At 69.4% G+C, this 12569-nt stretch carries 15 protein-coding genes; 1 reads left to right on the forward strand and 14 read right to left on the reverse strand.

Translation table 11 applies throughout. The features are described 5' to 3' along the window. Nucleotides 1–16 precede the first annotated feature (16 nt). The 4 genes from ACNKF0_RS20920 to ACNKF0_RS20935 form a co-directional block, all read right to left on the reverse strand. Nucleotides 17–1747 carry a sulfatase-like hydrolase/transferase gene (locus tag ACNKF0_RS20920; RefSeq protein ID WP_416954710.1) on the reverse strand — a complete coding sequence of 577 codons (1731 nt, stop codon included), beginning with the start codon at nt 1745–1747 and terminating at the stop codon, nt 17–19. 71 nt (nt 1748–1818) lie between these two features. Further along, nucleotides 1819–3723, reverse strand: coding sequence for an anthranilate synthase family protein (locus tag ACNKF0_RS20925; protein ID WP_416954711.1), 1905 nt, complete (start codon nt 3721–3723; stop codon nt 1819–1821). 227 nt (nt 3724–3950) lie between these two features. Next, nucleotides 3951–4352 carry an ISL3 family transposase gene (locus ACNKF0_RS20930; protein ID WP_416958599.1) on the reverse strand — a complete coding sequence of 134 codons (402 nt, stop codon included), beginning with the start codon at nt 4350–4352 and terminating at the stop codon, nt 3951–3953. Further along, nucleotides 4285–5208 (reverse strand): transposase, encoded by a 924-nt coding sequence (locus ACNKF0_RS20935; RefSeq protein ID WP_416958643.1) that lies wholly within the window; start codon nt 5206–5208, stop codon nt 4285–4287. The genes ACNKF0_RS20930 and ACNKF0_RS20935 overlap by 68 nt, the downstream gene beginning before the upstream one ends. A gap of 201 nt (nt 5209–5409) precedes the next feature. Between ACNKF0_RS20935 and ACNKF0_RS20940 the strand changes: the two genes are divergently transcribed. Next, nucleotides 5410–6063 (forward strand): methyltransferase domain-containing protein, encoded by a 654-nt coding sequence (locus ACNKF0_RS20940; protein WP_416954712.1) that lies wholly within the window; start codon nt 5410–5412, stop codon nt 6061–6063. Nucleotides 6064–7261: 1198 nt separating this feature from the next. Here ACNKF0_RS20940 and ACNKF0_RS20945 read toward each other — a convergent pair. From ACNKF0_RS20945 to ACNKF0_RS20990, 10 genes are all read right to left on the reverse strand, one after another. Continuing rightward, complete coding sequence (locus ACNKF0_RS20945) at nt 7262–7660, reverse strand: hypothetical protein (RefSeq protein ID WP_416954713.1); 399 nt, start codon at nt 7658–7660, stop codon at nt 7262–7264. A gap of 968 nt (nt 7661–8628) precedes the next feature. After that, nucleotides 8629–8844 carry a glycosyltransferase gene (locus ACNKF0_RS20950; RefSeq protein WP_416954714.1) on the reverse strand — a complete coding sequence of 72 codons (216 nt, stop codon included), beginning with the start codon at nt 8842–8844 and terminating at the stop codon, nt 8629–8631. Nucleotides 8845–9177: 333 nt separating this feature from the next. Further along, the gene (locus ACNKF0_RS20955) at nt 9178–9621 is read right to left on the reverse strand and encodes a hypothetical protein (RefSeq protein WP_416954715.1); all 444 of its coding nucleotides are present in this window, start codon (nt 9619–9621) and stop codon (nt 9178–9180) included. Nucleotides 9622–9726: 105 nt separating this feature from the next. Then, nucleotides 9727–9996: a hypothetical protein gene (locus ACNKF0_RS20960; protein WP_416954716.1), complete on the reverse strand. Its 270-nt coding sequence runs from the start codon at nt 9994–9996 to the stop codon at nt 9727–9729. A 60-nt stretch (nt 9997–10056) separates the two neighbouring features. Further along, on the reverse strand, nt 10057–10257 hold the full coding sequence (locus tag ACNKF0_RS20965) for a hypothetical protein (protein ID WP_416954717.1): 201 nt from the start codon (nt 10255–10257) through the stop codon (nt 10057–10059). A gap of 621 nt (nt 10258–10878) precedes the next feature. Beyond that, a complete protein-coding gene (locus tag ACNKF0_RS20970; protein WP_416954718.1) occupies nt 10879–11208 on the reverse strand; it encodes a hypothetical protein in 330 nt (109 codons plus the stop codon). Between the two features lie 122 nt (nt 11209–11330). Next, nucleotides 11331–11525, reverse strand: coding sequence for a hypothetical protein (locus ACNKF0_RS20975; protein WP_416954719.1), 195 nt, complete (start codon nt 11523–11525; stop codon nt 11331–11333). Next, nucleotides 11518–11949 carry a sugar transferase gene (locus ACNKF0_RS20980; protein ID WP_416954720.1) on the reverse strand — a complete coding sequence of 144 codons (432 nt, stop codon included), beginning with the start codon at nt 11947–11949 and terminating at the stop codon, nt 11518–11520. Before ACNKF0_RS20980 ends, ACNKF0_RS20975 begins: the two co-directional genes overlap by 8 nt. Before the next feature lie 14 nt (nt 11950–11963). Beyond that, on the reverse strand, nt 11964–12137 hold the full coding sequence (locus tag ACNKF0_RS20985; protein ID WP_416954721.1) for a hypothetical protein: 174 nt from the start codon (nt 12135–12137) through the stop codon (nt 11964–11966). Beyond that, complete coding sequence (locus ACNKF0_RS20990) at nt 12134–12565, reverse strand: hypothetical protein (protein ID WP_416954722.1); 432 nt, start codon at nt 12563–12565, stop codon at nt 12134–12136. The genes ACNKF0_RS20985 and ACNKF0_RS20990 overlap by 4 nt, the downstream gene beginning before the upstream one ends. Nucleotides 12566–12569: the final 4 nt, after the last annotated feature.

Genomic DNA, 12569 nt, shown 5'->3' on the forward strand with positions numbered 1-12569 from the left:
GTAGTGGTTCCCCGGGCTACTGGCGCACCACGCGGCAGGCCGCCGACACCGGCTGGTCGCCGGCCTCCCGGCAGCCGTCGAACGCCTCGAGCCTCGCCATCAGGGCCGCCACCTCCGGAGCCCGCTTCTTGCTGGCGAAGGTGTTGCGCCGCTCGAACCGGTCACGCTTGTAGGAGTAGTACTCGTAGCCCCAGGTGACCTTGCCGGGCCGCGGGTCGAGGTCGAACCGCGCGAGCAGCGCCGTCCGGCTCCGCACCGCGGTGAAGGACGGGATGCGGTCGAGCTCCGTACCGCTGAACGCCGCGTCCGGGTCGTTGCCGGTGAGCGACTGCTGGGTGTGCTCGAGGAAGGCGTGGGACTGCCGCACCAGCGCGGGGTCGGACAGGGTGGGCACGAGCGACAGCCCGCTGCGGTAGGGCGCGGGCACGAGCCCGGCGAGCTCCTCGAAGGTCGGCGCGAGGTCGATGTTGCTGGTGACCTCCCGCCGCTTGCCCGGCACCACCCCGGGCCCGGTGACCAGCAGCGGCACGCGGACGTCGGTGTCGTACGGCGTCCCCTTGCCGCGGCCCATGCCGTTCTGGCCGAGGTGGAAGCCGTTGTCGGAGGTGAGCACGACGTAGGTGTTCGGACCCACCGACCGGAGGATCCGCTTCACGAGCCGGTCCGCCGACTGCGCCATCCGGGCGCGGTCGCGGAGGTCGCGGACGGCGGCCGCGGCGGGCAGGGTGCGGGTGGTGTTCCACGCGCGGGCCCGCTTGCCGTTGGCCCGGCGCGGCCGGTTGTCGTTGCGGAGGTCACCGAAGCCGGGGAGGTCGTCGACCGTCAGCTTGCCGCAGGCGACGCGGCCGCAGCTGCGCTTGCCCGTCCGGTCGCGGAACATCGGCGGGAAGAGCGGGTCGTCGGCGTAGTGGCCCTCGGGGTTGACGCGGTTGTGTGGCGCGTAGAGCGCCACCTCGAGGAAGTACGGCGCGCCGGACGCCTCGTTGGTGGCGAGGAAGTCCATCGCCAGGTCGCCGATCACCGCACCGGCGTACGCCTTGTCCTTGGCCGCGTTGCTCGCGCTCGCCGGCGGTGCCGGGTGCTGCACGAGGCTCAGGCGCTGGTCGACGATCGACGTGCTCGCGAAGTCCCAGCCGTCGTAGGCGGATCCGAAGGCGGTGTTGAAGGTCGACCAGCCCGGCACGACCGGCGGCAGCGCCCGGCCCGGCGACCACTCGTACTCGTTGAGGAACTTGCCGACGAAACCCGTCTGGTAGCCGGCCTCCTGCAGCCGCACGTTGAACGCGCGCTCGGGGTTGCCGTTGGTGTCGTAGGCGGGCCAGCCGCCGAGCTTCGACGTGCCCTTGTTGGACGTGTTGGTGTGCACGCCCGTCTGGTGCGGGTACTGCCCGGTGAAGAAGCTCGACCGCGACACGCAGCAGAGCGAGTCGGTGACGAACGAGTGCGGGTAGCTCGCACCCGCCTTGCGCATCCGCTGCACCGACCGCATCGTCTGGACCAGGTCCATCGAGAAGTCGTCGAGCATCACCACGACGATGTTGGGCCGTTCGTCGCGGGCCGCGGCAGGCTGGAGGTCCGCGACCGCGGAACGGTCGCTCGTCGCCTCACGCGGTACGTCGTCGGCGCGGGGCAGGCCGTCGCTCGACCCGCCCGTCGCCCCGCACGCCATCAGTGCGAACAGGCACACGCCTGCCCACGTCCCCTTGAAGTACTTCACTGCTCCCCCGTCGTGTCCCCAGCTGGTCACCAAGGGTGACGTCCTGAGCGACCGATTCGTTGCCTCCCACGCCGAACTGATACCTACACGTCGGCTCGACCTCAGTCGGTCGCGGGGGCGAGGAGGTCGCGCACCGCCGTGTGCAGCAGGTCGTAGCCGTTCTCGGTGAGGATCGACTCGGCGTGGAACTGGATGCCGCGGTAGTGCGGCCCGACGACCGCGTGGATGTCGCCGGTGGCCTCGTCGGCCTCGATGCGTACGCCGTCCGGCAGCTGCGCGCCGTCAGGGACCCGGCCGACGAAGGTGTTGTAGAAGCCCACCCGCTCGGTGCGACCGTCGAGCCGCACCGGCGACTGGGTGCCCTGGAAGACGACGTCCTTGTAGCCGAGGTCGAGGCCGAGCCGCTGGCAGAGCGTCTGGTGGCCCAGGCACACCGCGAGGAACGGCTGACCCGAGGCGAGCAGGTCGTCGACGGCGCGACGGAACGACGCGATCTTGGGGTGGTCACCCTCGCGCGGGTCGCCGGGGCCGGGCCCGACGATGACCAGGTCGGCGCCGTCGAAGTCGCCGGTCGCGTAGTCCTCGTGCCGCACCACGCGCGAGGTCATCCCGAAGACGCCGAGCACGTGGACGAGCATGTTCACGAAGTCGTCCTCGCCGTGGAGGATGACCACCGACTTCCCGGCCAGCCCCGGATCGGCCGGCTCGCCGGCCTGGTCGGTCAGCCAGAAGCGCGAGAGCCGCTGGTTGCGCGTGCCCAACGCGAGCACGACGTCCTCGTCGCGGGCGAGCTCGGCGATGTCAGTGCCGTCGGACGTCGCCCGCGGCGCCAGCCCGAAGGCGCTGAGGATGCCGCCGGCCTTGGCACGGGTCTCGGCCACCTCGTACGCCGCGTCGGAGTCGCGCACCAGCGTCGCCCCCGCGGTGACCTTGAGCTCGCCGGCCGGCGAGACGTCGGCGGTGCGGATGAGGATCGGGCTGTCCATCGTCGGCGTGCCGTCGGGCGAGCGGCCGAAGAGGGCGAGCGCGGCGCCGTAGTAGCCGCGGCCCTCGGGCTCGTAGTCGGCGATCAGCCGGCAGGCGTTCTCGACCGGCGCGCCCGTCACCGTCGCGGCGTACATCGTGTCGCGCAGGATCTCGCGGTGGTCGCGGTCGGAGCGGCCGGCGAGGAGGTACTCGGTGTGGATCAGGTGCGTCATCGGCTTGAGGAACGGCCCGAGCACCTGGCCGCCCTCGTGGCAGATGTCGCACATCATCTTGAGCTCCTCGTCGACCACCATGAAGAGCTCGAAGACCTCCTTCTCGTCGGCGAGGAAGTCGAGCAGCCGCTCCTTGAGCGCGTCGCCGTGACCCGCGACCCGGAAGGTCCCCGAGATCGGGTTCATCCGTACGTCGCCCTGACGCACCGAGACGTGCCGCTCGGGGCTGGCACCGATGAGGAACCGCTCGCCGGTGAAGAAGCAGAAGGTCCAGTACGCCCCGCGCTCGCGCTCCATCAGCCGCCGCAGCACCGTCAGCGCGCGTGAGGCGTCCCAGTCGGCGACGACGGCGCGGTAGTGGCGGCCGATGACGAGGTTCGCGCCCTCGCCCTGCCCGATCTCGTCGCGGATGATCGCCTCGACGACCTCGCCGTAGTCCTCGTCGCTGGTCGCGAAGCCGCCCCGGTCGGCGAACTCGACCGGTACGTCGGGCAGCGCCGCGAGCAGGTCGTCGACCGACACCTCGTGCTCGGCCTCGATGTCGACCACCGTCAGCGGCGTGCCGTCGTCGATGGCGGCGAAGCCACGCTCGCGCACCTGCCGGAACGGCACCGCGACCAGGCGGTCAGCGCTCCGGCCCGGCTCCGGGGCGCCCGTCTCGAGCGGGATGTCGAGCAGGCTCGCCACCTCGTGCGGCGTGCCGCCGATCAACCCCGCCGTCGGTGACGCCTTGCGCCGGATGACCGCCCATGCCCCGTACCCCTGGACCTGCTCCAGGAGGTCGCGGACGGCGGGGGGCTGGTTCATGGTCGAAACCCTACGGCTGGGCGCCGGCGTCGGACCGGGCCGTCCCAGCCGTGGACCGAGCCGTGACCGTCGAAGGTCTTCGCGGTGGCCCCGCCAACTACACCGGGGCGCGAACGCCGTGCCGCGGTGAGCGCGACCCAACGATAGGGTCTCGAAAATGCGATGGAGAGCACACCCTCACCATGGTCCTGATCCGAGATTTCTGGCTCTTCTGACTGATCCGTGGGTCATCGGCCGGGCAGCAGCGGTCGGTGTCCGCCTAGGTTGAGCATCGCGAGGCCGATGAGGGCGTCGGGTGAGCGGAATCCGAAGGCCACCCTGGTGATGAGCCGGATCTTGGTGTTGACCGATTCGATGAGGCCGTTGGATAGGCCGTGGTCGATGGCGGCGAGGATCTCGGCGCGGTGCTTGGTGATGCGCTGCTGGAGGCGACGAACGATGCGATCCGGCAGCGCCGTGCCACGCGACCCATCGGTCCAGCGCCTCGGCGGCCTCGTCTGCTGGGAGCTGAAGACGGTACGCAGGCCTTCTTTGAGCAGATAGGCGCGGTAGAGCCGAGGATCAGTCTTGGCGATCCACGCAGGCTTCGTCTGCTGCTTGTCGGTGAGGTTCTCGGGGTTCTTCCACAGTGCGTAGCGGGCGTGCTTGAGAGCGCGAGCGTGTCCGGTTGCGACCGTAACCGCCCGGCCGTTCTGCCAACCGGCGGGGCGGGTGTGGCCCGCGCGTCTGGCCTGGTTCCAGGCGTTCGTCGCACGGCGTCGAGGGCATCGGTGGCCCAGCCGACGACGTGGAAGGGTCGGCGCACCGGACCGCGGCTGGGCAGCGTCGCCGCACAACGTCCGCGATCCAGTCCGCGCCGTCGGCTGTGACATGGGTGATCTGGGCGCACCTGCCTTCGCCGGAGGCTTCCAGTGCGTCGAAGAACTCCTCGAGGGTGGCGCGGTCGCGTCCGGCCTTGGCCCACACCAGCCGGCCGGTGTCGTGGTCGACCACGACGGTCAGGTACTTGTGGTTGCGTTTGTAGGAGATCTCATCGATGCCGATGCGGCGCAGTCCGGCGAAGGCGTCGATCCCTTCGGCGGTGTCGGCCCAGACCCGGGCGATGATCGATCCCACGGTCCGCCACGCGATCCGCATCAACTGGGTGATCGCGGACTTCGAGCACTGGGTGGCCAGCCAGGCGACCTGCTGGTCAAGGCCGAACGTGTGACCGGCCGCGTGACGCGCCCAGGGCACATGCCGCACCGTCGGCCCGTGGACCGGGCAGTTGACCCTTGGCGCGTCGGCCTCGAGGAAGACCTCGACTGTTCCGAGATCCAGGCTTCGCCACCGTCGGCGTCCTTCTCCGTGGTCGTACCAGGCGGCTCTGGTGCCGCATCGTCCGCAGCGGCCCCGAGCAGCTCGCCGTGGTCGCACGTGCGCGATCACGATGTCCTCGACCTCGCTGAACTCGATTGCCTCGATGACGGTGTTCTCGACGCCCAAGAGGGCGCGCCATAGGCTGGCGTTTCGCACGCCGTTCTCCGTTCCGTGGTTCCTGACTCTCGACAAGCCAGAAACCTAGAGCGGGAACGGCGTGCGGCCATTCAGACGCGATCAACCACCCACGGAAGCATCAGATGAGCCAGATTTCTCGCCACCAAGCGCCGCGGCTGCCGCTCGCGACCTGACAAGGGCTGGTTCGCCGTGCTGATCCGTGAATCGGAATGGGTTGGCAGGGCGCTGCAGTCCCTGCCCGACGATGCGTTCCCGCTGGTGAACGTGGGCTGTCAGACGAAGGAGTTTCGGGAGACCACGCAACCATGGATGACAGAGCACATCTTTGGACCGCTGGCTGCCTCGGGCCGTGAGGTCATCCACGTCGACATCCGCCCGGACGTGGGCGTGGACCTCGTTGCGGATGCAACGAGCACGGAAGGGCAGGCCGCGATCCGGGCCACGGGAGCCAGATCCGTGTTGTGCACCAACCTCCTGGAGCACGTGCCGGATCCCTCGGCCGTTCTTGATCACCTTGCCGCCATGGTGCCGGTCGGTGGCTACCTGGTGGTGACCGGACCACTTCGTTTTCCCTACCACGCCGACCCGATCGACACCATGTATCGACCGACCGCATCCGAGATGGCCGAAGAGATCGGCCCGGCGTTCACCGTGGTCAAGTCCGAGGACATCCTGTGCGAGCGTGGGGCACGCTTCTACTCCTTCCGCCCGCGAGGTCGAATCCGCCTGGTGGCACGCTTGCTGACGCCGTTCATCCGTTACAAGGAGTGGAAGGTCACGGCGACCTGGGCTTTCCGACGGACGTCCGCGTACGCCGTCGTGGCGCAACGAGCCGGGTCGTGATCCGCCGACCCTGAACTCGGCTCACGCCCGGCCTTCCCGGCCAAGAACCGGATCGGGGGCCGACATCCGTACGACCTACGATGAGCCGGTGACTTCACTGCGCCGCGTCGTGCACTACTACCCGCGCTTCCTGGAACATCGCTCCGGAGTCACGGAGAGTATCGCCGCGTGGGCGGAGATCACGGCCAGCGAAGTGCCGACCGAGGTGTGGGTCGCGACGGCGGCAGACGGCCGGAGCCACCGTGACGCTGAACGGCTCAGCGAGCCGGGATCCCGCTGCGACACGTCCCTCACGTGGGTCGGAGCAGCCGCTCGTACCTACCACAGTGGTGGCGTGCGAGCTCGGGCCTGGCGACGTGGTCTACGTGCACGAGGGATGGGTGCCCGCAAACGTCCTCGCCGTCCGATGGGCCCGGCGCGCCGGCGCGACCGTGGTTGGCATGCCGCACGGGGTCTACGCACCTCAGGTCGTCGAGGCGGGTCGAGACATCCTGGGGATACGACGACGCCTCGAACGGAGCGCATTGCGCCGCATCGACGCCGTGCATCTCTTCTTCCCTCCGAGGCCGCCGAGGTCGCCGCAATCGCCGAAGCAGAGGTGCCGGCAGGGTCTTCTCCAATCCGGCTCCCCGCATCACCGACTCGGGCCGCTGGGCCGGGGACGAGGACTACTTCGTGTGGATCGGTCGCTTCGTGGTCGGCCACAAGGACTGGACCTGATGCTGCGTGGTTGGGCCGGTCCGCCCGCACCAAGGCCTCGACTCGTCCTGGCGGGGCCGGACTACCTGGGCGGCAAGGCCGAGGTGGCCGAGCTCGTGCGCGAGCTCGACCTGACTGACTGCGTGACGATCCGCGGGTCGGTCGCCGGGGCGGAGAAGGACCAGCCATGGTGCACGCACGCGGCTACGTGCACAGCAGCCGCTGGGACGCGTGCAGCATGGTGCTCCTCGAGTTCATGGCGCGCGGCACGCCGTGTCTGATCAACTCGACAGTGCACGCCGCCGCCACCTACGAGAAGGCAGGCGCTGCGCTCACCTTCACCGACGTCGCGGAATTTCGCCACCTCGTCCCCTCGCTCGCGTCCGACGCGGGGCTCGGAGAGCGGGCCGCCACCTACATGCGGACCGAGGTGTCCCCGAGGCGCTGCGCGAGCCGTATCTCGCGTGGCTGGCCAGCTGGCGTGACGCAGGCTCGACTCTCAGTCCGTTCGCTCCGAGGGCTGTCCCGACACTGGCTCGGAAGCGGGGAGTTCGCGATGGAGGCGGCGGGAGGCGAGCCACAGGATCACGCAGTTCGTCACGGCAGCGGCCACCATGCCGGACATCACCCACTCGATCTCCCCGGTGGGGACCGTGAGAGCCAGCGCGCACGCGACGGCTCCCAGGTAGACGACCCGGACCGTGAGAAGCATGCGCCACCGCCTGTAGGCGCTGAGCAGTGAGATCGGTCCCGTCGCCAACGCCCAGACCACCTGCTCCGTCACGACCCACGGCAGGATCGAGCGGCTCACAGTCCACGTCTCACCCAGAATCTGTTCGCCGATCGACGCCGGAACCAGGATCAGGCAGCCCGCCCACGCCAGCACCAGCACGCTCATCACCACGGCCTGAGCGGCGGCGAGGCGTGACCTGTCCGGGCCGAGGACGCGGACGAGCTCAGGCACCATCACGGCCGGCAGCGCCGCAAGAGAACCGCCGCGGGACCCAACAACGTGCCTGCCCCCGGACCGCTGCCACGTCGCCGAACGTCATGTAGGTGGTCATGACTGCGGCGAGCACAAGTGGGGCAAGGCTGGCGAGCAGTGCGTCTGGCCCCAATACCCGCAGGCTCGCCTGCGTGCTGATGGAACCAGCCCCGGCTGTCCGAGCGAACGTCCCCACGCTGAGGGACGAGCATCACCACCAAGGCGATGCCCCCACCAGCCAGGACCCAGGTCAGAGACATCCAGGTGACGTCCACGTCGAGGCCGGCGAGGGTCGAGAGGAGAAGCGCGAGCGTGACCACGAACCAGGCGCCGTCGCTCACCGCGGCCCGATCGGCGCGACGTTCTGCTATCGCTCCGTACCGGAGCAGGTCCTGCGGGTAGACCAGCAGACACGCCCCGACAAGCACGTAGTACGCCGCTGTCCCGCCGTCTCCGATGGTCCGGCCGAGCGCCACGCCAAGACTCGCGACGAGCATCGCCCAGAGCACGCTGAGTGCGAGAGGCGGAGGCTGGCGCGTCCCCGACGAGAGGAGACGAGCAGCCCCAGCGATGAACGCTGCACGGCCATCCCGAAGGCGAAGAGGGCGTAGGCGAACGAAACAGCGCCGAACTCCTCCACTGTGGAGGTGCGAGCAGCGGCGACGAGGAAGAAGACATTGGAGAGGCTTGAGAGACCTTGGTCGACAACGCCCAGGCCAAGGCGGCGGAACCGCGTCGTCATCCAACCCGCCCCGCGGCGGAAGCCGCCGCCTCGTCGACGAGCGCGAGGTACGCCGCAGCGCGATCCGCGCTCGTCGGCCAACTGCCTGCAACCCTGGCGCCCTGGGCGACGCGTCGTGTGCGGAGGGCCTCGTCGGTCGTCACGTCGAGCAGTGCCTGAGCCAGGAGGCCGGGTCGGTCGGCTCGAAGTACCACGCCGCATCTCCCGCAACTTCGCGCACGAAGGGCCGGTCGGAAGCCACGAGTGGCCGACTCGCTCGCATCGCCTCGAGGAGTGACGGAGAAGCACTCGTTAAGACTGGGAAGACGACGCCGTCGCAGGCCTCGTACAGCGCAGGAACCTGGGAGACACGCAAGGTCCGAGATTACGGCTGACCGAGCGGGTCTCGGCGTCCAGCCCGAGCCACTCCTCATCGGTGAGGGTGAGGACGTACTGCACCTCACGAGCGTGCTCCTCTCGCAGGATGCGCGCTGCAGGGCCCAGGACGGCGAGGTTCTTGTGCGGGTAGGCCCGGGTCGGAAAGGCGAACGCGGGAAGCAGTGCACCATCGACCTGCACGGGTCGGCGCAAGGACGGGTCCTCGAAGACGCGGTTGAGCACGTTGGGGACGACTCGCATGGCGTGCCGCGGAATGCCCCAACGCTCTTCGAGTGCGTCCGTCACGTACGCCGACTCGGCCACGATCAGGTCAGCCCTTCGGAAGGAGCCTGCGCGAGACGCGAGACCGCAGCGCGTGACGCGCCCGATCGCGCCGACCGGACACCCCGGCGTACTCCGGGAACAGGCTGGTGACGTCGGCGAAGCCGACGATCCGCGTGCGGGCACGCCGAGGTCCGTAGTCCGGCCCGAACACCGTGAACGAGACGTCGAAACGATGTCCGTCCCGGCGGCGGCGCAGCCGTGCCGCGGGGCGACCGTCGACGACCCGAACGTCGAGGTCCGGCCACGAGCCCGTCGCATTGGCGATGACCACGTCCGAGGCCTCGATCACCACGTCGGCGAGCCATGGCCACCGGCGGAGCGCCTCGGGGTCCGCAGCGAGGGTCGCGACCTCGTCGAGGAAGGACGCCCCGACCTGAACACCGCCGCCCACGACGAGGTTGGACATGTCGAGCAGCACCGAGGCGCTCATCGGCGCGCTCCCCGAGCCGCGTCCTCGAGAAGGCGTCGCAGGACGCCGGACCCGACCTGACGGGAGGAGTGGGCGTCGTACCAGGCCCGGCCGCGGCGGCCCATTTCACGTCGCTCGTTGCGGTCGGTCTCCGCGAGCCTGTTGCACCGCGTCGCGCAGTCCCTGACGGTCACCGGGAGCCACGGCGACGCCGGCCCCGGCCCCAGTGACCACGTCGGCGGCATCCCCACGAGCCACGACAACCACTGGCAACGCCGCCGCGAGGATCGACTGCACCTTGCTCGGCATCGTCACCGCGAAGAGGGGCCGGTCGGCGAGCGACACGAGCTGGGCGTCAGACGCGTGCATCAAGCGCGCCATCTCGGAGGACGGCACCGGATCGAGGAAGTGGATGCGCGCGTGTCCGCCGGCGAGGCTCGACGAGCCGGGACTTCGTCACCCGTCCCCTACGAGGACCAAGTGGGACACTGCATCGTCAGGAAGCCCGGCGAAGGTCTCAACGACGGGCTCGAGGTGCTGCGCCTGGCCGTGGTTGCCGGCGTACATCAACACGAAGTCGTCGGGGTCGGCATCCCACGTCGCACGCAGTTCCTGGACGTCCACCGTCGCGGCGTCAGGAGCCGGTTCCTCAGACACCCAGTTGTGGACGACGGTGAGCTTGTCGCGCGGCACCCCCGCGCCACCAGGAGGTCGACCATGCCGGGCGACGTGACGGCCACGTGGTGGGCCGAGCGGTAGGTCGCACCGACCAGCACGTCGAGCACACGTCGGGTCAGGCGGCCGACCGGTCCCTGAAGGTAGCCGGAGTCGAACACCGAGTCGGGCCACACGTCCTGGACGAGCAATACGTAGGAGTACCCCACAGCGCCCGAGCGACCATGGCCGGGAGGGCGGCTGTCGCTGGGGAGGAATAGACGAGAGACACCGTCGACGAACGCAGCACGCCCTGGCCGAGAGCCGTGGCGGACAGCGCCCATGAGGCGTAGTTGGCAAGCCGGCGCAGCGCGGATGCGTCGTGGCTCGGATAGAGGGGCGTACGCCGCACTGCCAGTCCGTCGCGGATCTCCCGCTTACCTCGTCCGGCGGAGTAGCCCGGCGCAACAACCCCGGTGGGGTAGTTGGGGATACCGGTCAGCACGGTGACATCGAGGCCACTGTCGGCAAGAGCCATCGCAATCCCACGCGGCACCTCCGCGGGCTCCGGTGGATACCACTGGCAGACGAACGCCACACTGCCCCGACCCGAGGCCGAGGCACTCATTTGGCGGGAATACCTTTGACCACGACGCCGGGCGGCACGTCCTTGACCACGCACGCCGACCCGCCGACCACGCTCGCCCGGCCGATGCGGAGACCGTTGAGCACGACGCCCGCCACACCGATCAGGACCTCGTCCTCGATGACGCAGTCTCCAGATATCGAGGCGAGCGGGTTGGCACTCACGTAGTCGCCGATAGTCGTGTCGTGGCCCACGGTCGCGTTGAGGTTGAGGTGCACGTGCCGACCAATTCGGATGTGGGTCGTGAGGCGCACGCCGGCGCACAGGATCGAGCCCGGTCCTACCTCGACGTCGAAGCCGTGCGTCACGGAGGGATGGACAACGGTCGCAGGCGACAGGCCGGCAGCGTCGAGCCGCTCGGCGATCGCGCGTCGTACCGTCGGGTTTCCGATGCCGACGACATAGTGAGTGGGACGATCCGCGCGGTCGGTCAGGTCGGCCGTAGTGCCGAGGTAAGCCACCCGCGCCTGCGCAGATGGCTCAGGTTGTCCTCGGTGGGCCGATCATCGACGACACCCGCAACGGCCCAGACCGGCGTGGCGGCAGAGGAATTCACCGCATCGACGACGTCCAGGACCTCACGGCCGAATCCGCCGGCGCCCACGATGACCAGCCTGTCAGCCACGGCTCGGCTCCGAGGATCCGAGGAACTCCGACATGGTGGCCTCTCCTTCAGCGTTGATGTCGCGCCGCCGCACGACCTGTGCAACGGTCGCACGGATGATCTGCAGGTCGAGCCAGAGACTGCGCCGGTCGACGTAGTCGACGTCCTTAGCAAACTTCGCGTCCCAACTGATGGCGTTGCGGCCGCTCACCTGGGCGAGGCCCGTGATGCCCGGTCGAACCTCGTGACGCCGGCGCTGCTCGGGCGAGTAGCGGTCGAGGTAGCGGACCAACAGGGGGCGCGGTCCCACCAGGCTCATGTCTCCGCGCACGACGTTCCACAGTGTCGGTAGCTCGTCGAGACTCGTCGAGCGAAGAAACGCACCGAAAGGGGTGAGCCGTTCGGCGTCGGTGACGAGCCCGCGGTCGACGTCGGGCTCCAGCATCGTGCGGAACTTGATCAGGCTCGAACACGCGCTCGTCCTTGCCCGGTCGCGCTTGGCGGAACAGCACGCCCCGCCCCGGCGACCCGGACGAGGGCAGCGATGACCAGTTGAACCGGCATGGAGCCTGCCAACACGACTCCCGCGACGACGACGTCGAGGGCGCGCTTGATCGGGTCGTAGCCGGTCATGCCGCGGAGTCTAGTGTCCGGTCCGTGCTCGGCTCGGGTCGCCGGAACACCACCAGGATTGACAGGAAGATCCAGAGCAGCGTGCTCTCCCGGTTGCCGGTGAGCGATGGCATGCCGAAGGACGAACCCCACACGAGCAGGACGACTGCACCTGCCAGCCGCCACTCCTCGTGCGGCAGCACCCGACGAAGTCGGTACCAACGCACCGCCAGGATGACGTGGACGACCAACAGGAGCAGCGCACCAACGACTCCAGCCACGATGATCGCCTCGATCCAGGTCGAGTCGTAGGACACGGGAAGACCCTTGGCGCCGACGCCGAAGAACGGGTGCTCGCCGAGCACCTCGCGGGCCAGCGCGACGAGCCCGCCGGGCTGCTCGAACTCATCCGGCACCCCCATGTCCCCGGACGCGTCGGACCCCGGCATCGAG

The sequence above is a fragment of the Nocardioides sp. T5 genome (assembly GCF_048161455.1).
GTDB lineage: Bacteria > Actinomycetota > Actinomycetes > Propionibacteriales > Nocardioidaceae > Nocardioides.